Raw genomic sequence first — 24,724 nt, 5'->3', positions numbered from 1 at the left:
GTAGGCCGGGTAAGCGTAGCGCCACCCGGCATTGACATTTACGCCTGCTCTTTCGCGGTCGGTTTCGGCAAGAAACCTTCCAGCACAATCAGCGCTGCGCCGATGCAGATCGCACTATCGGCGAGGTTGAAGGTGGCGAAATGCCAGTCGCCGACGTAGAAGTCGATCATATCGACCACGAAGCCGTGCCACAGGCGATCGAACAAGTTACCCAGCGCACCGCCGATAATCAGGGCGTAGGCAATATTGTTCAGCTTTTGCGTCGCCTTCGAACGGTACATCAGTACCGTCAGCACCACACAAATGCCGATCGCGATCCCGGAAAAGAACCAGCGCTGCCAGCCGCCGCTGTCGGCGAGGAAACTAAACGCCGCGCCATAGTTGCGGGCATAATGCAGATTAAGCGACGGGAACAGCGGAACCGTCTCCCCCAGAGCGAAGTTCTGGAGGATCAGGAATTTGCTACCCAGATCGATAATCAGCACGGCTACGACGACCCACAGCCAGCGTAGCCCCGTTGAACAGATCGATTTACTCATCAGGCGAATTTACGTTGCTCGCCGTTACCGGCGACGTTGCTCACACAGCGACCGCAGATTTCTGCGTGTTCCGCTACCTTGCCGACGTCACTGGTGTAATGCCAGCAGCGTGGGCACTTCTCGCCCTCGGCTTTACTCAGGACCACTTTCAGCCCTTTCAGCAGATCGCTCTGCCAGGCATCAGCCGGCGCCTGCGCATAATCGGCAACGTTGGCGCCGGAGGTCAACAGGACAAATCGTAATTCATCGCCCAGCGCGTTGAGCTTGGTCGCCAGGTCGGCATCGGCATACAGCGTGACCGCTGCTTCCAGAGAGCCACCGACTTTCTTATCCGCACGCGCTTGCTCGATCACCTTGTTGACTTCGCCGCGCACCTTGAGCAATTCATCCCAGAAACCGTCGTTCATCGCTTCATCGTCGGCCAGGCCGAACAGACCTTCATACCACTCGCCGGTGAAGACATATTTCTCACGATCGCCCGGCAGGTAGCCCCAGATTTCGTCCGCGGTGAAGGACATGATCGGCGCCATCCAGCGCACCAGCGCTTCCACGATGTGGAACAGCGCGGTCTGGCAGCTGCGACGCGCCACGCTGTCCGCTTTCGCGGTGTACTGGCGGTCTTTAATGATGTCGAGGTAGAACGAGCCCATCTCGATGGAGCAGAAGCGCATCAGGCGCTGTACCACTTCATGGAAGTCGTAGGATTCGTAGGCTTTCAGGATATCTTCCTGTGCCGCCTGCGCGCAGCCGACTGCCCAGCGGTCCAGCACCACCATCTCTTCCGGTTTAACCATGTCTTTCGCTGGATCGAAACCGTTCAGGTTCGCCAGCAGGAAGCGCGCGGTGTTACGGATACGACGATAGCTGTCCGCGGCGCGTTTGAGGATCTCATCGGAGACCGCCATTTCGCCGGTGTAGTCGGTGGAAGCCACCCACAGACGCAGGATATCGGCGCCCAGCTTGTTCATCACGTCCTGCGGGCTAACGGTGTTACCGATAGACTTGGACATTTTGCGGCCCTGGCCATCGACGGTGAAGCCGTGGGTCAGTACCTGGCGATATGGCGCTTTGCCTTTCATCGCCGTGGAGATCATCAGTGAAGACATGAACCAGCCGCGATGCTGGTCAGAGCCTTCCAGATACATGTCCGCGGCGTGACCGGCGAATTCCGGACGCACATCAACCACGGAAGAGTGGGTCGACCCGGAGTCAAACCAGACGTCGAGGGTATCCGGCACTTTCTCGTAGCTGTCGGCGTCATCGCCAAGGATGTCGCGGGAATCGAGATCCCACCACGCCTGGATGCCGTCAACTTCAACGCGTTTCGCCACTTCTTCCATCAGTTCGAGGGTACGCGGGTGCAGTTCGTGGGTTTCTTTGTGCACGAACAGCGACATCGGCACGCCCCAGGTACGCTGACGGGAGATACACCAGTCAGGGCGGTTAGCGACCATCGATTCGATACGCGCCTGGCCCCAGTCCGGGATCCACTGCACGCCTTTGATCTCTTTCAGCGACTGCGCGCGCAGGCCTTTCTGATCCATGCTGACGAACCACTGCGGGGTGGCGCGGAAGATGATCGGCGATTTGTGTCGCCAGCAGCACGGATAGCTGTGCTGCATTTTTTCCACGTGCAGCAGCGCGCCGCTGCCACGCAGCATCTCAACGATGATGTCGTTGGCTTTGAAGACGTTGATGCCATCCAGAGACGGATAGGTACCAGGCAGGTAAGCACCGTCCGGGCCAACCGGGTTGGCGATTTCCAGACCGTATTTCTGGCTGATGGTGTAGTCGTCCGGGCCGTGGCCGCCGGCGGTATGCACCGCACCGGTACCCGCGTCCAGCGTCACGTGGTCGCCAAGGATCGCCGGCACGTCAAAATCGAGGAACGGATGCTTAAAGCGCATCAGCTCAAGCTCAGAACCTTGTACCGCCGCCAGAATAGTGTAATCCGTCGCGCCAACGCGCTTCATTACGCTCTCAACCAGGTCTTTCGCCAGGATCAGCGCCTGACCGTCAACCTGCACCAGCGCGTAGTCGAATTCCGGCGACAGAGAGATGGCACGGTTAGCCGGCAGGGTCCACGGCGTGGTGGTCCAGATAACCAGGGAAACCGGGCCGTTGACGTCGGCTACGCCGAATTTCGCCAGTACCGCGGCTTTGTCTACCGCGTGGAACGCCACATCGATAGACGGAGAGGTTTTGTCGTAATACTCCACTTCCGCTTCCGCCAGCGCGGAACGGCAGTCAACGCACCAGTGCACCGGCTTAGCGCCTTTATGCAGATGACCGTTGCCGATGATTTTACCCAGCGCACGGATGATGTTGGCTTCGGTTTTGAAGTCCATGGTCAGGTACGGACGCGACCAGTCGCCCAGCACGCCCAGGCGGATAAAGTCTTTACGCTGACCGTCGATCTGCTCCGCGGCATATTCGCGGCACTTGGCGCGGAATTCAGCGGCGGTGAATTTCTCACCTGGCTTACCGTATTGCTGCTCGACTTTCAGCTCGATCGGCAGACCGTGGCAGTCCCAGCCCGGCACGTACGGCGAGTCATAGCCCGTCAGTCCTTTGGACTTAACGATAATGTCTTTCAGAATCTTGTTAACCGAGTGACCAATATGAATGCTGCCATTCGCATAAGGAGGGCCATCATGCAGAATGAAGGTTTTTTTGCCTTTTTTGGCTGCACGAATGATGCCGTACAGGTCATCATCGGTCCAACGCGCCAGCATTCCCGGTTCGCGTTTGGCGAGGTCGCCACGCATAGGGAACCCTGTTTCCGGCAAATTCAGGGTCGATTTATAGTCACTCATCAGATTCTCGGTTCCGTATTTCGGTTTGATAAACACCAGCGGCTCAGGCCTGGCTGGTCAGCCCAAATAATTCGCGGGCCGTTAACTCATCACGTGCGATTTGCGCCTTCAGCTCGTCCAGCGACGCAAACCGCTGCTCGTTACGTATCTTTTTACGCAGTACTACATTGATATGGCGACCGTAGAGGTCCATTACAACGTCCAACAGATGTACTTCAAGCTGCTGACGCACGCCCGCGACCGTTGGACGGGTGCCAATATTGGCGACGCCCGCTATGGGTTTGTCGCCCAGCCCTGTCACTTCTACCGCATAGACCCCTTTAACCGGGGAAACCTGACGACGCAGCGGTAAGTTCGCCGTCGGAAAACCTATGGTACGGCCCAGTTCATCACCATGAACGACGCGTCCGGAGATGCTAAACGGATGGCCCAGCAGCGTCTCCGCCAGCAGGAGATCGTCATCCGCCAGCGCCTGACGCACCGCCGTACTGCTGATACGCACCCCACCTTCGCAGAAAGTCTGGGTGCTGGTCACGTCGAAGCCGTATTCCGCTCCGGCCTTTTGCAATAACAAAAAATCCCCCTGGCGACCAGCGCCAAAGCGGAAATCATCACCGACGGCAAGGAACTGCACACCCAGGCGGCGCACCAGCAGTTCGCTGATAAAATCCTGCGCGGTTAGCGCGGCGAACCGGCGGTCAAAGCGAACGCACAATACATAGTCGACCCCGCTTTCAGCCAGATAGCCCAGCTTTTCACGCAGGCGGGTCAACCGCGCCGGGGCTTTATCGGCGGCAAAGAGCTCCAGCGGCTGGGGTTCGAAAATCATCACCACCACCGGTAAACCGCGCTGGCGGCCCTCTTCGCGCAACCGCTGCAGCAGTGCCTGATGCCCACGATGCACGCCGTCAAAATTACCAATGGTCAGCACGCACCCGTGCGGCGCCTGACTGAGATTATGTATGCCGCGTATCAGCTTCATGTCTGGCTCAAAACAGTGAAAATCGTCCGAGTATACCTTGTACAACTGTCAACGTTAACCAGCGATTGCACCTCGGCAACGAAAGTTCTCAGGAATTCATTCACTCAGCGCGAGAAAGCGGGAAAACTGGCCGCGCCCGGCGATTTTTATGGTGGAAAAGCTGTATTCGCCTGCAACAAGCTGGTAGAATCTTGCGCCATCACTACGTAATGAAGCGCTGTGGTGTTAAACGGCGCTTATTTGCACAAATCCATTGACAAAAGAAGGCTAAACGGGCATATTCCTCGGCCTTTGAATTGTCCATATAGAACACATTTGGGAGTTGGACCTTGGCTAATATCAAATCAGCTAAGAAGCGCGCCGTTCAGTCTGAAAAGGCTCGCAAGCACAACGCAAGCCGTCGCTCTATGATGCGTACTTTCATCAAGAAAGTATACGCAGCTATCGAAGCTGGCGACAAAGCTGCTGCACAGAAAGCATTTAACGAAATGCAACCAATCGTGGACCGTCAGGCTGCTAAAGGTCTGATCCACAAAAACAAAGCTGCGCGTCATAAAGCAAACCTGACTGCACAGATCAACAAACTGGCTTAATCGCCTGCTTGCTGAACTTTGTTAAAGAAACCCGCGAAAGCGGGTTTTTTTATGCCCGCCATCTTCCCCCGCTAACGCGCGCTGGCGCGGCCAGCGCCACGCCAGCCCACGCCGGCAGGCTATCGGGGTTCGGTAAACAGTGACGAGTAATCGCGATTACAGATGCGCTGAACCGCGGGATGCTGAATCATTCGCTCGGCAAAAATAGCGTGATACTCCTCCATCACGCTATCCATGCGGCCAATTTCTATAATCGATTCGTCATAGTAGAAATCATGCGCATAGAGCGTCGGCGCGACAAATATCGCATTATGCGCGGCGCCGAAGGCTTTCATGAGCGCCGCATCGTCAAATTCGCCGAGGATCTCCACCTTCAGGCCCTGCACGTTAATCCAGTTCAGCAGTTTACGCCCCAGCATCGAACGCCGACCGGGGATCAGCAGCCGCCGCTCTTCCAGACAGGCCGGAAACGGCTTCGTCGGCGCCGGATTCATGCACCAGAAGCTGACGCTGCACTCGCCAATCTTCACCGAAAATAGCCCTTCCTGCTGTGTCGAGTCGATCGGACAGTCAGAGATAATCATATCGAGCTTATGCTGGCTCAGTTGCTCCAGCAGCAGCTCATGGGTGGATTCAAAACAGCGCAGATGGATCTGCTCACTCTCAACGACGGCCGCATCCAGCACGCCGCTGACCAGCCGCTTGGATAACGCATCAGCGACGCCGACATCAAACAGCAGATTCGACTCTTTGCGGTAGTTGACGATGTCGAGCATCTCCTGGCTGAGGGTAAACATGCGGTCGGCATAGCGGAAGACCAGCTCGCCCAGCTCACTCGGCTCCAGTCCCCTTCCTTTTCGCTTAAACAACTTACCCTGCAGGCGCTCTTCCAGGGCTTTGATCTGCCCGGTAATCGTCTGCGGCGTCAGAAACAGCGCCTCCGCCGCGCCAACGACGGACCCTTCTTTATACACGTGCCAGAAGTAGTACAGATGGTTGTAGTTGATATGTGACATGCTTCTCTCCCTGATAATGTCCAGGAGAGCCACGCAGGCTCTCCTGCAGAAAGGTTATACCGCGAGGCGAGTCTCCGTCACGCGCTGACGCAGTATGAGATATCCGATGACTGCTGATAGCACTGAGCCGATCAGGATGCCAAGCTTGGCCCAGTTGATCAACGCGGGGTCGACGCTGCCGAAGGCCAGAGTGGCGATGAAAATCGACATCGTAAAGCCAATCCCACACAGAATACCCACCGCCATGATCTGCTTGCAGGTGGTCCCCTCCGGCAGCGAGGCCCACTTCAGCTTCAGCGCCAGCCAGCAGAACAGGCTGATCCCCAGCGGCTTGCCGATAAACAGCCCGGCCATAATGCCCAGCGGCAGAAGCGACGTCAGTCCGGCCAGGGTGACCCCCTGCAGCGAGACCCCGGCGTTGGCGAAGGCGAACAGCGGCAGGATCATAAACGCGACCCACGGGTGCAGGACATGCTCAAGCGCTTTGGCCGGTGACTTGCCATGCTTTTCCTCGAGCGGGATCATAAAGCCGACGATCACCCCGGCAAGGGTCGCATGAACGCCAGACTTCAGCACCGCCGTCCACAGCACCGCGCCAACCAGAATATAGATCCCGGTACGCCGCACGCCGCTGAGGTTCAGGGCCACCAGCACCGCAATTGCCGCCGCCGCCACGCCCAGCGAAAGCATGGACAGGTCGTGGGTATAAAACAGCGCGATAATCACGATAGCCCCGAGGTCATCAATAATCGCCAGCGCCATCAGGAAAATCTTCAGCGCCGTCGGTACCCGGCTACCTAACAGCGCCAGCACACCGAGCGCAAAGGCAATATCCGTCGCCGCCGGGATCGCCCACCCCTCTCTGGCGACAGGATCCTGGGCGTTAAAAGCCAGATAGACCAGGGCCGGCACAATCATCCCGCCGAGCGCGGCAATCACTGGAAACACCGCCTGACGACGGCTCGCCAGCGACCCCTGAATCAGCTCACGTTTGACCTCCAGGCCAATCAGTAAAAAAAACACCGCCATCAGGGCATCATTGATCCATAACAGCATGTTTTTATTGATCTCCAGCGCCCCGACTCGCAGCTGAACTGGCGTCTCCAGGAAGGAGTGATACAGACCGCTGGTCACGCTGGTATTGGCCATCACCATCGCCAGCGCGGCGGCAATGATTAAGACAATGCCGCCGGAAGCATCGCTACTAAAGAATCGTTGCAGATGTTTCACTTTTACTTTCATCCTGTTGGTGAATAACTCGATAAAAGCATAATACACACACTGATAACTCGAAAAAATCAGATTTAAATTGCGTTAAAGTTCGTTTTTTACGAATAAAAGAGGAGGCGTAAGGCAAAAAAAGCCCGGGCAGCAAGGCCCGGGCCGGATATCAGGAAAAGCGGAATTAGCGGGTCAGGTCGTCGAAGAACTTCTTCACACCGTCGAAGAAGCTTTTCGAACGCGGGCTGTTGTTTTCCCCGGTCGGGCCGCCGAAGCTCTCCTGCAGCTCTTTCAGCAGCTGCTTCTGCTTCTCATTCAGCCCTACCGGCGTCTCCACCACCACGCGGCACAGCAGATCGCCCTGGGCGCCGCCGCGAACGGATTTCACACCTTTGCCGCGCATGCGGAACAGCTTGCCGGTCTGGGTTTCACCCGGCACTTTCAGACTGACGCGACCGTCGAGCGTCGGCACTTCAATCTCACCACCCAGCGCCGCCATCGTGAAGTTGATCGGGACTTCGCAGTACAGGTTATTACCTTCACGCTCAAAGATAGCGTGCTGCTTCACCTGGACCTGTACGTACAGATCGCCTGCCGGTGCGCCATGCTCGCCAGCTTCGCCTTCGCCCGCCAGACGGATCCGATCGCCGGTGTCCACACCTGCCGGAATTTTAACCGACAAGGTTTTCGTTTTCTCTACACGCCCATGACCATGACATTTGTTGCATGGATCTTTAATCAGCGTACCGCGTCCCTGACAGTGCGGACAGGTCTGCTGTACCGCAAAGAAGCCCTGACGCATCTGCACCTGGCCTGCGCCATGACAGGTCGGACAGGTCTGCGGCTTGCTGCCGGCCTTGGCGCCGCTGCCGTGACAGACGTCGCACTCTTCCAGCGTCGGAATACGGATCTCTTTGGTGACGCCACGCACCGCTTCTTCCAGCGTCAGCTCCATGTTGTAACGGAGATCGGCGCCGCGCGCCGCGCGCTGACGACCACGTCCGCCGCCAAAGATATCGCCGAAAACATCGCCAAAGATATCGCTGAAATCCGCACCGCCGCCAAAACCGCCGCCGCCGCCCATGCCGCCCTGTTCGAAGGCCGCGTGGCCGTACTGATCGTAGGCCGCACGCTTCTGGGCATCAGTCAGGATTTCATACGCTTCTTTGATTTCTTTAAATTTGGCTTCGGCCTCTTTATCACCCTGGTTGCGGTCCGGGTGATACTTCATGGCCAGGCGCTTGTAAGCCTTTTTGATTTCACGCTCTTCCGCTGTTTTGGAGACGCCTAAAATCTCGTAGTAATCTTGCTTTGCCATCGGTGTTTTTCAGCCCCTTAACATGCGTGCACGGGCGGAGAGGAAACCTCTTCGCCCGTGCCAGTGTTTTACCCGTTCAAAGGGCGATTATTTTTTATCTTTCACTTCTTCGAACTCAGCGTCGACAACATCGTCGTCTTTCGCGTTGCTCGCCTGAGCGTCAGCGGAACCCGCCTGCTGCTGAGCGTGCTGCTGCTGAGCAATTTCCATCAGCTTCTGAGAAGCCTGCGCCAGCGCCTGCATTTTCGCTTCGATATCCGCTTTGTCTTCGCCTTTCAGGGAAGTTTCCAGCGCGGTCAGCGCAGATTCAATAGCGGTTTTGTCATCAGCCGGCAGTTTATCGCCTGCTTCTTCAACCTGCTTACGAGTGCTGTGCAGCAGATGGTCGCCCTGGTTACGGGTCTGTACCAGCTCTTCGAACTTACGGTCAGATTCGGCGTTAGCTTCTGCTTCGCGAACCATTTTCTGAATTTCTTCTTCATTCAGACCGGAAGACGCCTTGATGGTGATCTTCTGCTCTTTACCGCTGTTTTTGTCTTTCGCGGAAACGTGCAGGATACCGTCAGCATCGATGTCGAAGGTGACTTCGATCTGCGGCATACCGCGCGGCGCCGGGTTAATACCATCCAGGTTGAACTGACCCAGTGATTTGTTATCAGACGCGCGTTTACGCTCACCCTGCAGCACATGGATGGTTACCGCAGACTGGTTGTCTTCTGCAGTAGAGAACACCTGGCTGTGCTTGGTCGGGATAGTGGTGTTTTTGTTGATAAGCGCTGTCATCACGCCGCCCATGGTTTCGATACCCAGCGACAGCGGGGTTACGTCCAGCAGCAGAACGTCTTTCACATCACCCGTCAGTACACCACCCTGAACCGCTGCGCCGATCGCCACAGCTTCATCCGGGTTAACGTCTTTACGCGGCTCTTTACCGAAGAACTCAGCGACTTTTTTCTGCACCATCGGCATACGAGTCTGACCACCAACGAGGATCACGTCGTTGATATCGGAAACGGACAGACCGGCATCCTGCAGGGCCACTTTCAGCGGCTCGATGGAACGGTTAACCAGGTCTTCTACCAGGCTTTCCAGTTTCGCGCGAGTCACTTTGATATTCATATGTTTCGGACCGGTCGCATCTGCAGTGATATACGGCAGGTTAACGTCGGTCTGCTGAGCAGAAGACAGTTCAATCTTCGCTTTCTCAGCGGCTTCTTTCAGGCGCTGCATGGCCAGCGGGTCGTTACGCAGGTCAATGCCCTGATCTTTCTTGAACTCATCAACGAGGTAGTTGATCAGACGCGTATCGAAGTCTTCACCGCCCAGGTGGGTGTCACCGTTGGTCGCCAGTACTTCAAAGGTTTTCTCGCCGTCAACTTCGTCGATTTCGATAATAGAGATATCGAAAGTACCACCACCGAGGTCGTATACCGCGATAGTGCGGTTACCGACTTCTTTATCCAGACCGTAAGCCAGCGCCGCCGCGGTTGGTTCGTTGATGATACGTTTGACTTCCAGACCGGCGATACGGCCGGCATCTTTGGTTGCCTGACGCTGCGCATCGTTGAAGTAAGCCGGTACGGTGATAACCGCTTCAGTTACCGGTTCACCCAGGTAATCTTCAGCCGTTTTCTTCATTTTTTTCAGCACTTCAGCAGAGATCTGCGGCGGTGCAGTTTTGGTGCCTTTCACATCCAGCCATGCGTCGCCATTGTCTGCGGCAACAATTTTGTATGGCATGATAGAAACGTCACGCTGAACTTCTTCGTCCTGGAAGCGGCGGCCAATCAGGCGTTTAATCGCAAACAGGGTGTTTTGCGGGTTTGTCACTGCCTGACGTTTAGCCGGCTGACCAACCAGAGTTTCACCATCCTGGGTATAGGCAATGATAGAAGGCGTGGTGCGATCGCCTTCGGCGTTCTCCAGCACGCGTGCAGTAGTGCCATCCATAATCGCTACACAAGAGTTGGTAGTACCCAGGTCGATACCAATAATTTTACCCATCTAAACGTCTCCACTAAAAATTCGATCAACATGTGGTTGTGAACCTGTAATAAGGGCGAAACGTGCGGTTTCAACTGCCCAGACATCATTTTTTTTCAGGTTCTTCACTGCGGTTGACTACAAGATGGGGTCGCCCACCCCGGCATCAAGGGGCAAGCCTAAAAATTTTTTGCACCGGGCCCCGACCTGAGTCGTGAAAAGCGTCCCGAGCGACATTGTCAGGCGCCAAAAGAGGCAGCGAAATGCATATATAAATGATGAATGTGAAAACAAAATATATTCATAATATCATTGACATAACCCGCAATACTTGCGCGCTAATGGCCCCACGCCCCTGGTGATAATATCCCTCGCCGTCGCACTTTACTTATTCAGGGGACAGATTGATGAAACCACTATTCCGGATTTCCGCGGGGCTTATCCTCGGCTTATCGTTTATCACCTCGGCGGCCGCCAACGACCATAAAATCCTCGGTGTGGTAGCCATGCCGCGCAATGAAACCAACGACCTGACGCTGAAACTCCCGGTCTGTCGGGTCGTCAAACGCATTCAGCTCAGCGCCGAGCGCGGCGATGTACAGCTCTCCGGGGCGACGGTCTACTTTAAGGCCAGCCGCGGCGCCAGCCATACGCTGAACGTCCCCGCCGGGATAAGAGAGGGCAGCACCTCCGGCTGGATCAACATCAATAGCGATAACGACAGCAAACGCTGTGTGAAGAAAATCGCCTTCTCCGGCCACACGGTCCACTCCTCAGATATGGCCTCATTAAAAATTATCGGCGACGACTAACCTCGTTATCCTGAGGAGGGATGATTTATGCATATTAACTATCTGGCAGATGACGATCTGGCCTTTCTTCCTGAGTGCAGCGAGGCGCATCTGGAAGCTTTTACCCGTATTCTGACCCACGGCGAAAACGGCAAACCCCGTCTCTCCAGCACGCTGCTGCGCAACGAGACCTTTTTAGCAATGGAGGGCCACCCTGAACGCTATCGCCGCAACTGGCAGCTGATTGCCGGAGAGCTACAGCATTTTGGCGGCGACAGCATCGCCAACACCCTACGCCGCCACGGCAAATTTTATCGCGCGATCCTGCTGGATGTGTGTAAACGGCTGAAGGCGAAGGTCGACAAACAGATGACGACGCCGCAGATCGAACAGCAGTTACTGGAACATTTCCTGCAGCACAGCTGGAATAAGCTGGATGCGGAGCAAAAGGCACAATTTCTTGCCGCGGTGGATTGCCGGAGCCATGAGCTGGAAAATCTGTTGCCCCATCTGCTGAGGCACCGCAAGCTAAGCGAAGGGGTCGCCCTGTTGCTGGACGAGCGCTTAACCGCCATTCTGCGCACCCATGCCGCCGTAAGCGTTATTGGTCATGGTCTGGTGCGCGGCGCCGGGCTGGGCGGGCCGCTCGGCGCCGCGCTGAACAGCGTCAAAGCGGTGAGCGGCAGCGCTTACCGGGTCACCATCCCTGCGGTCCTGCATATTGCCTGTTTACGGCAAATGATCCAGCCGCCGTCGGGCGCAACAGAAATTGGTGAAAAATACCCCGCCAGATCATAGACAGCCCTTCAGCGCCTCATTATTATGCCGCGCCCCGCCGCCAAGTCGCGGGGTAATGCTTCCCTTTTAATGATAATTTTGAGGAATTATGGGCAACACTAAGTTGGCTAATCCGGCACCGCTGGGCCTTATGGGCTTCGGCATGACCACTATTCTGCTTAACCTGGCGAATAGCGGCCTGTTCGCATTCGATGTAGCTATCCTGGCGATGGGCATTTTTTACGGCGGCATTGCGCAAATTTTTGCCGGCCTGCTTGAATACAAGAAAGGCAACACCTTTGGCTTAACCGCTTTTACCTCCTACGGCAGCTTCTGGCTGACGCTGGTGGCTATCCTCCTGATGCCGAAAATGGGTCTGGCGGAAGCGCCTAACGCGCACTTCCTCGGCATGTACCTCGGCCTGTGGGGCGTCTTTACCCTGTTTATGTTCTTTGGCACCCTGAAAGCAGCCCGCATGCTGCAGTTTGTCTTCCTGAGCCTGACCGTGTTGTTCGCGCTGCTGGCGATTGGTCATCTGGTGGATAACGAAGGCATTGTGAAAGTCGCTGGCTGGGTCGGCCTGGTTTGTGGCGCCAGCGCTATTTACCTGGCGATGGGTGAAGTGCTGAACGAGCAGTTCGGCCGCACCGTGCTGCCGATCGGCGAACCACGTTAATCGTCCGCCGCCGTCCTGTCACAGGGCGGCGGCAGGTCATCATCGGTAAACCAGACTCAACGCTGCAGTTCCCCTTCCGGCAATCCCGCCGACGCCGTCAGCCCCTGACGCAGCCAGATACCTAATCCTAGCCCCATCAGCGAGAGGGCCAGCACATACCAGGCTGGCGCCATCGGCGACACGCCCATCAGCATGGTGACCGCAATCGGCGTCAGGCCGCCAAAGATCGCGTACGACAGGTTGTAGGAAAATGAGATGCCGGTGAAGCGCACTTCAGCCGGGAAGGCCCGCACCATGACATAAGGCACCGCCCCTACCACCCCGACGCAGAGCCCCACCGTGCCGTAGAGCAGAAACAGCCGCTGCGGGCTGGCGCCGGACAGGTGGTAAAATGCCCAGCTGGCAACCGCCAGCAGCAGGCTGCCGACGATGAAAGTCCGGCTGGCGCCAAAGCGATCCGCCGCCAGCCCGGCGAGCAGACAGCCGATGCACAACATAATCGTGGCGATGCTATTGGCCTGCAGGGTAATCGCCGGCGCGAAGCCATAGTGTTTCTGCAGCCAGACCGGCGACATCAGGATCACCACCACCACGCCTGCCGACAGCAGCCAGGTCAGCAGCATAGAGATCACCACCGCCTTCTGGTGCTTCAGCGCTACCGCTTTTACCGGCAGCTCCTGCGCCAGCGCTTTACGCTGCTGCATCTCAAGAAAAATCGGCGTCTCCTGCAGCCAGCGACGCAGATACATCGCAATCAGACCAAATACACCGCCCAGCAGGAAGGGGATCCGCCAGCCGCCGTCGTGGATCCCCTGCGGCGTCAGGCTGGTGTTGATAAGCGTCGCCACCACCGACCCCAACAGAATGCCAACCGTCAGGCCGGCCGTCAGCGTACCGCAGGCGATACCAATGCGTTTTTCCGGGACATGCTCGGCGACAAACACCCAGGCGCCAGGAACTTCCCCGCCGATCGCCGCCCCCTGCAGAATACGCATCAGCAGTAACAGCAACGGCGCGACGATGCCCACCGAGCTATAGGTCGGCAGCAGGCCAATCGCCAGGGTCGGCAGCGCCATCAGCAGGATGCTGAGGGTGAACATTTTCTTGCGTCCCACCAGATCGCCAAAGTGGGCCATGATGATCCCCCCCAGCGGGCGCGCCAGATAACCGGCGGCGAAAATGCCAAAGGTTTGTACCTGACGGAGCCATTCGGGAATATCTGCGGGAAAGAAGAGCTCACCGACGACGGCGGCAAAGAAAACGAAAATGATAAAGTCATAAAACTCCAGCGCGCCGCCCAGGGCGGCCAGCGTCAGCGTTTTATAATCCTGGCGGTTTAGCGGTCGGTTTGCATATGACATAACGCGATTTCATCCTGAGGTGTGCAGCGTGATTTATAGCGTGTAAAGTAAACAGCACTATATCGTAAATAAAACGGCACACCATCAGCGATGCAGGTTATGTCACAAATGCATTAAATTCAGGATAAAGTTTCGCGCCTGGCGCTCTTAGGACGAAATGCTTCTACCACACGGCCATCGGTTTCCACATAAGGCCCCTCCAGCAACTGTACACAATAAGGTACACTTGCAAAAATACCGTGCACCAGTACCTTGCCGTCAGCATCTTTTACCCCTTCCAGGGTCTCCTGAATCGCTTTCGGTTGTCCGGGAAGGTTGAGGATCAACGCCTGCTTGCGGATCACCCCGACCTGCCGGGAAAGGATAGCCGTCGGCACAAAGTGTAGGCTAACCTGGCGCATTTGCTCGCCGAAACCCGGCATCTCGCGATCGGCAATCGCCAGCGTTGCGTCAGGCGTCACATCGCGACGCGCAGGGCCGGTTCCGCCGGTGGTCAGCACCAGATGGCACCCCATCTCGTCAACCAGTTCGCACAGCGTTTGCTCAATGATCACCTGCTCATCCGGAATCAGGCGGGTTTGCAGTTCGAAAGGGGTGGTGAGGGCACGCGCCAGCCACTCTTCCAGTGCCGGGATGCCTTTATCCTGATAGACGCCGCTGGAGGCGCGATCGGAGATGGAAACTAAGCCGATTCGTAAGGTATTCATGGTTATTCCGTTCAAACTGTGGCGTTAAACGAAATGATACACTGCCGGAGGCGGGACAGACAGTGTAATGTGGCCGACGGGCGTCGGCCACCTGCGGGATTACAGCAGTTCGCCGATCATTTTTTCCAGTTTTTCCTGGTCGATCGCAAACTTACGGATACCTTCCGCCAGTTTGTCTACCGCCATCGGATCCTGGTTATGCTGCCACAGGAACTCAGATTCGGTAATACGTTCCGGACGCGCTTTCACTTCGCCGGTATAAACCAGTTTACGCTCAACGGCGCCTTCGCTTTCAGACAGCTCTTTCAGCAGCGCCGGGGCGATGGTCAGGCGGTCACAGCCGGCCAGTTCCAGGATTTCGCCAACATTACGGAAGCTGGCGCCCATCACCACGGTTTCATAGCCGTGCTGCTTGTAGTATTCGTAGATTTCGCTGACGGAAACCACGCCCGGATCTTCTGCCGGCGCGTACTCTTTCTGGTCGGTGTTGGCTTTGTACCAGTCGAGGATACGGCCAACAAACGGCGAAATCAGGAAGACGCCCGCTTCGGCGCAAGCGCGAGCCTGAGCGAAGGAGAACAGCAGCGTCAGGTTACAGTTGATGCCTTCTTTTTCCAGCTGTTCAGCGGCGCGAATGCCCTGCCAGGTGGAAGCCAGCTTGATAAGAATACGATCGTTGCTGATGCCCGCGTCGTTATACAGCTTGATGATGCGCTTGGCTTTCGCGATAGACGCTTCAGTATCATAGGAGAGGCGTGCATCCACTTCAGTGGAAATACGGCCCGGGATCAGTTTCAGGATTTCGAGACCGATGTTCACCGCCAGCTTGTCGGAAGCATCGAGGATCTGCTGCGCGCGATCGCTGCTCTGGCTACGTGCCCAGGCCACAGCGTCATCAATCAGCTTACGGTACTCAGGGATCTGAGCCGCGCCGAGAATCAGGGAAGGGTTGGTGGTGGCATCCTGAGGCTGATACAGCTTCATTGCCGCAATATCTCCGGTGTCAGCGACGACAGTGGTGTACTGACGCAGAGAAGTTAATTTATCCGTCATGATATATTTCTCTTAAACAGCAGTTAAGGGGATGTAACCGGTCTGCCCAGATGATAACACGCTGCCGGGTCAGCGCAACCGCCGACGAGAGAAGAGCGCAGAGTGTGATAAACTGTGCCGCTTAATTTGCTGAAAGCGAAAGGATTGTCACTTAATTGGTAACGCTTACACAAGCTTACCGGCATGGACAAGAGGATGTTTAATGCCTGATTTTCTCTCATTTATCAATGAAATACTCTGGGGCTCAGTGATGATTTATCTGTTACTGGGGGCGGGGATCTGGTTTAGCTGGCAAACCCGGGGTATTCAGTTCCGTTACGTGCGCAAATTCGGCCGCAGTCTGAAAAAAAGCCTGCACCCGCAGCCGGGCGGTTTAACGTCCTTCCAGGCGCTCTGTACCAGTCTTGCCGCCCGGGTCGGCAGCGGCAACCTTGCCGGGGTGACGCTGGCGATCGCTGCCGGCGGGCCTGGGGCCGTATTCTGGATGTGGGTTTCCGCCCTGCTCGGCATGGCCAGCAGCTTCGCTGAGTGTTCTCTTGCGCAACTATACAAAGAGCGCGACAGCCAGGGACAGTTTCGCGGCGGCCCGGCGTGGTATATGGCGCGCGGTCTCGGCATGCGCTGGATGGGTGTCCTGTTTTCGATCCTTCTGCTGCTGGCCTATGGATTTATCTTTAATACCGTGCAGGCCAACTCGGTGGCCCATGCCCTGCACTATGCGTTCGATCTGCCAGCGGCAGTCAGCGGCGGCGTGCTGGCCATTTTCGTTTTCCTGGCCATTCTCCGTGGCCTGCGCGGCGTGGCGCGCCTGATGCAGTGGCTGGTGCCCATCATGGCGATGCTGTGGATCGCCACCAGCCTGCTCATCGGCCTGTGGCACGTCACCGCCCTGCCGACCATTTTTGCCACCATCTTTCGCTGCGCCTTCGGCTGGCAGGAAGCCGCCGCCGGCGCGGTGGGCTACTCCATCAGCCAGGCGCTGACCAGTGGCTTCCAGCGCGGCATGTTCTCCAATGAAGCAGGGATGGGTTCTTCGCCTAACGCCGCCGCGGCCGCCGCCTCCTGGCCGCCGCACCCGGCAGCGCAGGGGATCGTGCAGATGATTGGCGTGTTTATCGATACCATCGTGATCTGTACTGCCAGCGCGATTATCGTCATGCTGGCGCCGCGCCCCGACAATGAATATACGCTCAATGGCATTCAGGACTTGCAACATGCGATGAGCGTGCTGGTCGGCGGCTGGGGAGCCGATTTTATCGCCCTCATCGTGCTGCTGTTCGCCTTTAGCTCTATTGTGGCCAACTACGTGTATGCGGAAAATAATCTGGTCTTTCTGCGTCTGGATAAGCCTCGCTACATCTGGGGGCTGCGATTACTCACCGTCCTGATGGTGCTGCTGGGAACCCTGGTTAGCCTGCCCGTCGTCTGGCAGAGTGCGGATATCATCATGGCGCTGATGGCGATGACCAACCTGACGGCCATCCTGCTGCTTTCCCCGACGGTGCGGATTATCGCCAGCGATTATCTGCGCCAGCGGCGGCTGGGTATCCAGCCCACTTTCGATGCCGCCCGCTACCCGGATATTCACCAGCAACTGGCCCCGGGCGCCTGGAATGAACTGCCGCGCGAATAGCGCGGCAATCGCAGCTATCGATCCCACCATGCACTTTTTTTGTTAAAATTCGTCGAAATTACCTGCAAGGACTGGATATGCTGATTCTGATTTCACCTGCTAAAACGCTCGATTATCAAAGCCCGCTGGCAACGACTCGCTATACCCAGCCCGAACTCCTCGAGTATTCTCAACAGCTTATCGGCATCGCTCGTAAGCTGACCGCGCCGCAAATCGGCAAGCTAATGAGCATTAGCGACAAGCTGGCGGATCTGAACGCCACCCGTTTCCACGACTGGCATCCTGACTTTACGCCGCAAAATGCCCGCCAGGCGATCCTTGCCTTTAAGGGCGATGTCTACACCGGCCTGCAGGCAGAGACGCTCACCGAGGACGACTTTGACTTCGCCCAGCGACACCTGCGCATGCTCTCCGGCCTGTATGGCGTGCTGCGCCCGCTGGACCTGATGCAGCCCTACCGCCTGGAGATGGGGATCCGTCTGGAAAACCCGCGCGGCAAAGATCTGTACCAGTTCTGGGGCGAGACCATTACCGAGAAGCTGAATCAGGCCCTGCAGGCTCAGGGCGACGATATCGTCATCAATCTGGCTTCCGATGAGTATTTTAAATCGGTGAAAACGCAAAAATTGCAGGGTCAGCTGATCAAGCCGGTCTTCCTCGATGAGAAAAACGGTAAATTCAAAGTGATCAGCTTCTATGCGAAAAAGGCGCGCGGTCTGATGAGTCGCTACATTATCGAAAACCGCTTAACCCAGCCGGAGCAGCTCAAAGCCTTTAATAGCGAAGGCTATTTCTTTGATGCGGAGGCTTCGGAGAAAGGCGAACTGGTGTTTAAACGCCACGAGCAGTAGGCCTCGATGCCCCCGGCCTCTCAGCGGGGGCAAAGATGATCAGTCGTCGTGGTGATGCCGCTCGTGCCCATGGCCATGATGGCCTTGATCGTCATCATCGTCGCGATCATGGTGGCGATAATCATCATGCGGGCGCCAGCGATCGTCACGCCAGTCATAATGGTGAGCCCACCAGTCACGATCGCGCCAATGATCGCCATCCCAGTAGTGCCCATAATCATCGCGATCGCCGATTTGCAGCTTCACCGCCGGGAGCAGGGTGATTTCGTCGGCATGAACCAACGCAGGAGCGACCAGCAATATAGAAAGTGCCAGCAAAGCAGATTTCAGCGTTGTCATAAGTGACCTCTTCTATCCGTCCCCGTTATGGGCCGATAGCAAAATATTAACGCCACAAAACTATTCTGATTATTCTCTGCAATCTGAATCTAGAGTGCGCCGCATTTATTGCTCGTTCGTACACAATATCTCCATCTTCGAGCGTAAAAAAACCGGGCACCAGGCCCGGTTTAGCTGGTAGATGAACGACAATACTAGCCCATCATCAGCTTACGCAGCGCGGCGAAATCCGCCGGCAGATTGTGGGACAGCAGCGGCAGGTCGGCGCGGTCAGCCAGCTCCTTCGGCAGCGGCAGGGTTTCCTGCAGGATCTCTTCCACGCTCTCTTTGAATTTCGCCGGATGCGCGGTACCGAGGAACAGGCCGTACTCTCCCGGCTGCAGCTGATCGCGCAGCGCGCGCCAGGCAATCGCCGCGTGCGGCTCAGAGATGTAGCCGATGGCCTTCAGCTCGCGCATCGCCGCTTTGGTGGTCTCATCATCGACCGCGGCGTAACCCAGCTCGCTCAGGCGCCAGATTTTACGGCGGAACAGCTCCTCGACGCGCGGCCAGTTGTTCGGCTGGCTGACGTCCATGGCGTTAGACAGCGTCGCCTGGGTAGCTTTTGGCGCCCACTCGCCGCCCTGCAGATAACGGGGAACGGTGTCGTTCGCGTTGGTGGCGGCAATAAAGCGCTTAATCGGCAGACCCAGCGACTTGGCCAGCAGACCAGCGGTCAGATCGCCGAAGTTGCCGCTTGGCACGGAAATCACCAGCTGATTGCGAGCTTCCTGCGGCAGCTGCGCCGCCGCTTCGAAGTAGTAGCAGATCTGCGCCAGCAGGCGGCTGATGTTGATGGAGTTAGCCGAGTTGAGCCCCAGCGTGGCCTTCAGCTCTTCATCGTCAAACGCCTGCTTCACCAGCGCCTGGCAGGCATCAAAGTCGCCATCAATCGCCACGGTTTCAATGTTGCCGCCGAGGGTACAGAACAGCTTCTCCTGCAGCGGGCTGATCTTACCGCGCGGATAGAGGATCACGACCTTGACGTTCGGCAGACCGTAGAAGGCATGCGCCACCGCCGCCCCGGTGTCGCCGGAGGTTGCGGTGAGAATGGTGACCGGCTTATCGCCGGCGATATGGGTCAGCATCTGCGCCATAAAGCGGCCGCCGAAATCCTTGAACGCCAGCGTGGGGCCATGGAACAGCTCCAGGCAGCCGACATCGTCCTGAACCTTTCTTACTGGCGCCGGAAACGCAAACGCTGCGCGCACCCGCTGCTGCAGGACATCCTGCGGGATCTCATCGCCGATAAAGGCCGATAAAATTTTGGCGCTGCGGGTGACAAAATCCTGCGCCAGCATGTCGTCGATTTCAGTCAGGCTGAATTCCGGCAGATCGTGCGGAAAGAACAGACCCTGATGCTTGCCAAGTCCCTGGGTGACGGCCTGCGCAAAGCTGACCTGCTCGTTATGATCTTTTAAGTTATACAGTTTCATTGGTTATCCCACTACGCGTGCGCCCGCCGTGTCCAGCCGGCAAATATGAACAAAGCCTTCCTGATTCTGCAGATAGTGCGTGCCAAGCCAGTCGGCGATGCGCTGTGCGGTGTCCGGTTTATCACACAACGCAAACAGCGTCGGGCCAGAGCCGGAGATGCCGCAAGCCTGCGCACCGATCTCCATTGTCGCCTGGCGCGCTTCGCTAAAGCCCGGCAACAGTTTGGTACGGTACGGTTCGGCAATGACATCTTTCATCAATTTTGCCGCCAGCTGCGGCTGGCGGGTGTAGCAGGCATGAATAAAGCCCGCGAGGTGGCGACCATGGGCGATACAATCCTGGCGGCGGTATTGTGCCGGCAGAATCGCCCGCGCTTCGGCGGTGGATACTTTAATCCCCGGATAGGCCAACACCCACAGCCACTCATCAAACCCCGGCACCTGCTGGCTGATAATCCCGTTCTCTTCGATCATCAACTGCATGCCGCCAAGATAGCACGGCGCCACATTATCGTAGTGAATGCTGCCGGAGATACGCCCTTCCATCTCCCCCATCAGCGCCAGCATCCGCGTCTCGTTGAGCGGCTTACCGCAGAACTCGTTCATGGCCACCAGCGCGGCGACCACCGAGCAGGCGCTGGAGCCGAGCCCGGAGCCGATCGGCATGTTTTTTTCCAGGGTCATCGTCACCGGTACCGTCTTACCGATCTCCCGGCAAAAGCTTTCCCAGCACTGATAAACAATGTTTTCCTGCGGCGCCGTCGGCAGTTTGCTGGCGAAGCGTCCCAGATTGTGCAGACTGAATTGCTCTGCCGCTTCAACAGTGACGTTATCGCCCAGCAGCGTGCCATCCACCGGCGTGACCGCCGCGCCCAACACATCAAACCCGACGCTCATATTGGCACTGGAAGCCGGGGCATATACTTTGACCATCTTAAACTCCTAACTTCCAGGACAAGGTGCGCAGCAGGTCGGCAAATACGCCGGCCGCCGTGACGTCGTTCCCGGCGCCATAGCCGCGCAGCACCAGCGGCAGTGGCTGATAATAGTGGCTGTAAAAGGCCAGCGCGTTCTCACCATTTTTGACTTTGAATAATGGATCGTTGCCGTCAACGGCGGCAATTTTCACGCGGCAGGTACCATCCTCTTCGATGTTACCGACGTAGCGCAAGACTTTACCTTCATCACGTGCCTTAGCAACCCGCGAGGCAAACCCATCGTCCAGCGAGGGCAGACGGGCCATAAAGGTTTCGACGTCGCCGCTGGCGTCGAAGTCCGCCGGCAGCGCCGACTCCACGATAATGTCTGACAGCTCCAGTTCACGCCCGGTCTCACGGGCCAGAATCAACAGCTTACGCGCGACATCCACCCCGGATAAATCGTCGCGCGGATCCGGCTCGGTATACCCCATCTCACGGGCCAGCGCCGTCGCGGCTGAGAAACTCACCCCCTCGTCCAGCTTGCCGAAGATAAAGGACAGAGAGCCGGAAAGGATCCCGGAGAAGTGGCGCAGCTCATCGCCGGCGTTGAGCAGGTTCTGCAGGTTCTCAATCACCGGCAGGCCAGCGCCAACGTTAGTGTCATAGAGGAACTTACGGCGCGAGCTGCTGGCCGCATGGCGCAACTGGTGATAGTAATCCAGCGAAGAGGTATTGGCCTTTTTGTTCGGCGTCACCACATGGAAACCTTCGCGCAGGAAGTCGGCGTACTGATCGGCGACCGCCTGGCTGGAGGTACAGTCGACGATCACCGGATTGAGCAGGTGGTACTCTTTCACCAGGCGGATCAGACGGCCAAGATTAAACGGCTCTTTCGCCTCCGCCAGCGCTTCACTCCAGTTCTCCAGATTCAGGCCATGAACGCTGGTCAGCAGCGCCTGAGAATTGGCTACACCGCAGACGCGCAGATCGATATGTTTGTTCTTCAGCCATCCCTGCTGGCGCTTGATCTGCTCCAGCAGCGCGCCGCCGACGCCGCCGACGCCGATGACAAACACTTCAATCACCTGGTCGGTGTTGAACAGCATCTGATGGGTCACGCGCACGCCGGTGGTGGCGTCGTCATTGCTGACCACCACCGAAATAGAGCGCTCGGAAGAGCCCTGGGCAATCGCCACGATATTGATATTGGCGCGGGCCAGCGCCGCAAAAAATTTCGCCGAGATACCGCGCAGGGTACGCATCCCGTCGCCCACCACGGAGATGATGGCCAGACGCTCCATAATGGCCAGCGGCTCCAGCAGCCCCTCTTTCAGCTCGAGATAAAACTCATCTTCCATCGCCCGTTTGGCACGAGCGCAATCGCTCTGCGGCACGCAGAAACTGATGCTGTACTCCGAAGAGGATTGGGTGATCAATACCACCGAGATGCCAGCGCGGGACATGGTGGCGAAGACGCGTGCCGCCATGCCGACCATACCTTTCATCCCCGGACCGGAGACGTTGAACATCGCCATATTGTTGAGGTTAGAGATGCCTTTCACCGGCAGGTCGTCTTCATCGCGACTGGCGCCGATGAGCGTTCCCGGCGCCTGCGGGTTGCCGGTATTTTTGATCAGGCATGGGATCTGAAACTGAGCGATAGGGGCAATGGTGCGCGGATGCAGCACTTTCGCGCCAAAGTAGGAGAGCTCCATCGCCTCCTGATAAGACATTGATTTCAGCAGACGCGCATCTGGCACCTGGCGCGGATCGCAAGTATACACCCCGTCGACATCGGTCCAGATTTCGCAACAGTCCGCGCGCAGGCAGGCGGCCAGTACCGCCGCCGAATAGTCGGAGCCGTTACGCCCCAGCACCACCAGTTCGCCCTTCTCATTGCCGGCGGTAAATCCGGCCATCAGGATCATATGGTCTGCCGGGATCTGGCTGGCGGCAATGCGGCGGGTGGATTCGGCGATATCGACGGTGGATTCCAGATAGTGGCCCACGGCGAGCAGTTTTTCGACCGGGTTAATCACACTGACTTTATGTCCACGGGCTTCCAGCAGACCCGCCATGATGGCGATGGAGAGCTTTTCGCCACGGCAGATCAGCGCGGCATTCACTCCGTCCGGGCACTGGCCCAGCAGGCTGATGCCGTGCAGGACATGCTTAATCTGAGCAAATTCCTGCTCAACGAAGGCTTTCAGCTGGGCAAGCGGGAAAGCTGGCTGGGCATCGGCAAGGCCCTGGAGAAGTTCGGCAAAAATGCGTTCAGCGTCGGCAATATTCGGGAGGGCATCCTGGCCACCGATCGTTTTTTCAATCATCGCCACCAGGTGGTTGGTGATCTTCGCCGGGGCAGACAGTACGGTCGCTACCTGCCCCTGCCTGGCATTACTCTCCAGAATATCGGCAACCCGCAGAAAACGTTCCGCATTTGCCACTGATGTACCGCCGAACTTCAACACTCGCATGGTTCTTACCCCTTGATCTCTTGTCAAAAAAAAAGCCCGCACTGTTCAGGTGCGGGCTTTTTTCTGTGTTTCCTGTACGCGTCAGCCCGCACCGTTACCTGTGGTAATGGTGGTGGTGATAATGGTGGTAATCATGCCGATGCGATTCATGGATGTTGTGTACTCTGTATTTTTATCTGTCTGTGTGTCCTGCCTATATTGGTTAAAGTATCTGCCTTCTTAAGTCAATGAATTTCTCAATTAACCCCATTTCAGCCAGCTTACGTATTGCGCCGTCATGGCAAGAAAAAACATCCAGTTCGGCGGAATTCAGCCCACAAAAACAGCACAGATAACTATAAACAAAAAATATGACAGAGCTTTATTCTGGCAGGTTTTTTTCAATATCATGCAGCAATCGATGCAACATTGCCGTGTCGCGCTGCTGCAGCAGCCCCATTCGTTGCGCCAGCCAGTCGGCCAGTTTGGCATCCTCTTCCACGCCTAAACGCGAAAGCAATGCCTCGGTGCGGATGCGTAATGCCTGCAGCTGATGATGATCTGCCGCGGCGGCGGCGGGAGCCGTTTGTTGCATAAGCGATGCTAATTGATAACAGTAGACCATCACCGACTGGCCGAGATTGAGCGATGGATAATCCGCTACCATCGGCACGCCGGTGAGCACATCGGCCAGGGCCAGCTCCTCATTGCTCAACCCGGAGTCTTCACGGCCAAAAACCAGCGCCGCGTGCGTCATCCACTGCGCCTTCTCCTCCAGCAGCGGCAACAGTTGCTGCGGCGTGGCGTAGTAGTGAAACCGCGCGCGACTGCGGGCGGTGGTGGCGACGGTAAAATCGACGTCGTGCAGCGCCGCAGCAAGGGTTGGATAGGTAGTGACGCCATCGAGGATGTCACCTGAGCCATGCGCCACCCAGCGTGCCGCTGGCGCCAGGTGGGCTTCACTGTCCACGATCCTGAGATCGCGAAATCCCATCGTTTTCATTGCTCTGGCAGCGGCACCGACGTTTTCTGCCCGGGCTGGGGCGACTAAAATAATCGTTAAACGCATTGCGGTTTCTTTCTCTCTCTCAGGCGTTGGCGAAGCGCTGGCCCCACCATTTTACGCGGTGAAAATTTACAAATTTGCAACAAAAATCACTAAAATTGCGTTTGCTTACCCATAAAAAAATCTAAACTGTTCTCAGGAGGCCATGACG

General features: G+C 56.9%; 22 protein-coding genes, 1 pseudogene and 1 other annotated feature. Of the genes and pseudogenes, 6 read left to right on the top strand and 17 right to left on the bottom strand.

The window, feature by feature from the left end; genetic code table 11:
- Positions 1–38: 38 nt before the first annotated feature.
- The 4 genes and pseudogenes from lspA to HMPREF3142_RS30200 form a co-directional block, all read right to left on the bottom strand.
- Entirely contained in the window at positions 39–539 is a 501-nt protein-coding gene (gene lspA / locus HMPREF3142_RS08490; RefSeq protein ID WP_008807492.1) for a signal peptidase II, read from the bottom strand.
- The gene (ileS, locus tag HMPREF3142_RS08485) at positions 539–3,355 is read right to left on the bottom strand and encodes an isoleucine--tRNA ligase (protein WP_070612015.1); all 2,817 of its coding nucleotides are present in this window, start codon (positions 3,353–3,355) and stop codon (positions 539–541) included. Before ileS ends, lspA begins: the two co-directional genes overlap by 1 nt.
- 43 nt (positions 3,356–3,398) lie before the next feature.
- Positions 3,399–4,337 (bottom strand): bifunctional riboflavin kinase/FAD synthetase, encoded by a 939-nt coding sequence (ribF, locus tag HMPREF3142_RS08480; protein WP_008807494.1) that lies wholly within the window; start codon positions 4,335–4,337, stop codon positions 3,399–3,401.
- 7 nt (positions 4,338–4,344) lie between these two features.
- A pseudogene (locus HMPREF3142_RS30200) lies at positions 4,345–4,550 on the bottom strand (DUF2575 domain-containing protein); the annotation flags it as partial.
- 116 nt (positions 4,551–4,666) lie between these two features.
- Here HMPREF3142_RS30200 and rpsT point away from each other — a divergent pair.
- Positions 4,667–4,930 carry a 30S ribosomal protein S20 gene (rpsT, locus tag HMPREF3142_RS08475; RefSeq protein WP_002887965.1) on the top strand — a complete coding sequence of 88 codons (264 nt, stop codon included), beginning with the start codon at positions 4,667–4,669 and terminating at the stop codon, positions 4,928–4,930.
- A gap of 119 nt (positions 4,931–5,049) precedes the next feature.
- On the opposite strand, the gene nhaR is transcribed toward rpsT, so the two are convergent.
- From nhaR to dnaK, 4 genes are all read right to left on the bottom strand, one after another.
- The gene (nhaR, locus tag HMPREF3142_RS08470) at positions 5,050–5,946 is read right to left on the bottom strand and encodes a transcriptional activator NhaR (RefSeq protein WP_008807495.1); all 897 of its coding nucleotides are present in this window, start codon (positions 5,944–5,946) and stop codon (positions 5,050–5,052) included.
- A gap of 54 nt (positions 5,947–6,000) precedes the next feature.
- Positions 6,001–7,176, bottom strand: a complete 1,176-nt coding sequence (nhaA, locus tag HMPREF3142_RS08465) for a Na+/H+ antiporter NhaA (RefSeq protein ID WP_008807496.1) — start codon at positions 7,174–7,176, stop codon at positions 6,001–6,003.
- A 175-nt stretch (positions 7,177–7,351) separates the two neighbouring features.
- Positions 7,352–8,485 (bottom strand): molecular chaperone DnaJ, encoded by a 1,134-nt coding sequence (gene dnaJ / locus HMPREF3142_RS08460; protein ID WP_008807497.1) that lies wholly within the window; start codon positions 8,483–8,485, stop codon positions 7,352–7,354.
- Between the two features lie 87 nt (positions 8,486–8,572).
- Complete coding sequence (gene dnaK, locus HMPREF3142_RS08455; RefSeq protein ID WP_008807498.1) at positions 8,573–10,489, bottom strand: molecular chaperone DnaK; 1,917 nt, start codon at positions 10,487–10,489, stop codon at positions 8,573–8,575.
- Between the two features lie 386 nt (positions 10,490–10,875).
- On the opposite strand from dnaK, the gene HMPREF3142_RS08450 reads away from it, so the two are divergent.
- The 3 genes from HMPREF3142_RS08450 (at position 10,876) to satP (ending at position 12,712) form a co-directional block, all read left to right on the top strand.
- Complete coding sequence (locus HMPREF3142_RS08450; RefSeq protein ID WP_023339565.1) at positions 10,876–11,280, top strand: DUF2541 family protein; 405 nt, start codon at positions 10,876–10,878, stop codon at positions 11,278–11,280.
- Positions 11,281–11,307: 27 nt separating this feature from the next.
- A complete protein-coding gene (gene msyB / locus HMPREF3142_RS08445) occupies positions 11,308–12,057 on the top strand; it encodes an acidic protein MsyB (RefSeq protein WP_008807500.1) in 750 nt (249 codons plus the stop codon).
- Positions 12,058–12,145: 88 nt separating this feature from the next.
- Positions 12,146–12,712 (top strand): acetate uptake transporter, encoded by a 567-nt coding sequence (gene satP / locus HMPREF3142_RS08440; protein WP_012542907.1) that lies wholly within the window; start codon positions 12,146–12,148, stop codon positions 12,710–12,712.
- 56 nt (positions 12,713–12,768) lie between these two features.
- Here the strand turns inward: satP and HMPREF3142_RS08435 are convergent, their stop codons facing one another.
- The 3 genes from HMPREF3142_RS08435 to tal form a co-directional block, all read right to left on the bottom strand.
- The gene (locus HMPREF3142_RS08435) at positions 12,769–14,073 is read right to left on the bottom strand and encodes an MFS transporter (RefSeq protein ID WP_032732490.1); all 1,305 of its coding nucleotides are present in this window, start codon (positions 14,071–14,073) and stop codon (positions 12,769–12,771) included.
- 119 nt (positions 14,074–14,192) lie between these two features.
- Positions 14,193–14,780: a molybdopterin adenylyltransferase gene (gene mog, locus HMPREF3142_RS08430; RefSeq protein WP_008807503.1), complete on the bottom strand. Its 588-nt coding sequence runs from the start codon at positions 14,778–14,780 to the stop codon at positions 14,193–14,195.
- A gap of 99 nt (positions 14,781–14,879) precedes the next feature.
- On the bottom strand, positions 14,880–15,833 hold the full coding sequence (gene tal, locus HMPREF3142_RS08425; RefSeq protein WP_070611984.1) for a transaldolase: 954 nt from the start codon (positions 15,831–15,833) through the stop codon (positions 14,880–14,882).
- A gap of 202 nt (positions 15,834–16,035) precedes the next feature.
- On the opposite strand from tal, the gene HMPREF3142_RS08420 reads away from it, so the two are divergent.
- A complete protein-coding gene (locus tag HMPREF3142_RS08420; RefSeq protein WP_064180551.1) occupies positions 16,036–17,466 on the top strand; it encodes an alanine/glycine:cation symporter family protein in 1,431 nt (476 codons plus the stop codon).
- Positions 17,467–17,543: 77 nt separating this feature from the next.
- The gene (gene yaaA / locus HMPREF3142_RS08415) at positions 17,544–18,317 is read left to right on the top strand and encodes a peroxide stress protein YaaA (RefSeq protein ID WP_008807505.1); all 774 of its coding nucleotides are present in this window, start codon (positions 17,544–17,546) and stop codon (positions 18,315–18,317) included.
- A gap of 39 nt (positions 18,318–18,356) precedes the next feature.
- Here yaaA and HMPREF3142_RS08410 read toward each other — a convergent pair whose 3' ends face one another.
- From HMPREF3142_RS08410 to HMPREF3142_RS08390, 6 genes are all read right to left on the bottom strand, one after another.
- Positions 18,357–18,656 carry a DUF2502 domain-containing protein gene (locus tag HMPREF3142_RS08410; RefSeq protein ID WP_012968980.1) on the bottom strand — a complete coding sequence of 100 codons (300 nt, stop codon included), beginning with the start codon at positions 18,654–18,656 and terminating at the stop codon, positions 18,357–18,359.
- Between the two features lie 194 nt (positions 18,657–18,850).
- A complete protein-coding gene (gene thrC, locus HMPREF3142_RS08405) occupies positions 18,851–20,131 on the bottom strand; it encodes a threonine synthase (RefSeq protein ID WP_070611982.1) in 1,281 nt (426 codons plus the stop codon).
- Positions 20,132–20,134: 3 nt separating this feature from the next.
- Complete coding sequence (thrB, locus tag HMPREF3142_RS08400) at positions 20,135–21,064, bottom strand: homoserine kinase (RefSeq protein WP_070611980.1); 930 nt, start codon at positions 21,062–21,064, stop codon at positions 20,135–20,137.
- Position 21,065: 1 nt separating this feature from the next.
- Positions 21,066–23,528 (bottom strand): bifunctional aspartate kinase/homoserine dehydrogenase I, encoded by a 2,463-nt coding sequence (gene thrA, locus HMPREF3142_RS08395; protein WP_008807509.1) that lies wholly within the window; start codon positions 23,526–23,528, stop codon positions 21,066–21,068.
- 25 nt (positions 23,529–23,553) lie between these two features.
- Positions 23,554–23,671, bottom strand: a sequence feature (Thr leader region).
- A complete protein-coding gene (thrL, locus tag HMPREF3142_RS27600) occupies positions 23,610–23,678 on the bottom strand; it encodes a thr operon leader peptide (protein WP_004222578.1) in 69 nt (22 codons plus the stop codon). It overlaps the preceding feature by 62 nt.
- A 211-nt stretch (positions 23,679–23,889) precedes the next feature.
- Positions 23,890–24,576: a tRNA/rRNA methyltransferase gene (locus HMPREF3142_RS08390; RefSeq protein WP_008807510.1), complete on the bottom strand. Its 687-nt coding sequence runs from the start codon at positions 24,574–24,576 to the stop codon at positions 23,890–23,892.
- Positions 24,577–24,724 lie beyond the last annotated feature (148 nt).

It is taken from the genome of Klebsiella sp. HMSC16C06 (genome assembly GCF_001808325.1).
In the GTDB taxonomy this organism is placed as follows: Bacteria; Pseudomonadota; Gammaproteobacteria; order Enterobacterales; family Enterobacteriaceae; genus Klebsiella; species Klebsiella variicola.
This window is presented reverse-complemented; position numbering and strand designations above follow the sequence as displayed.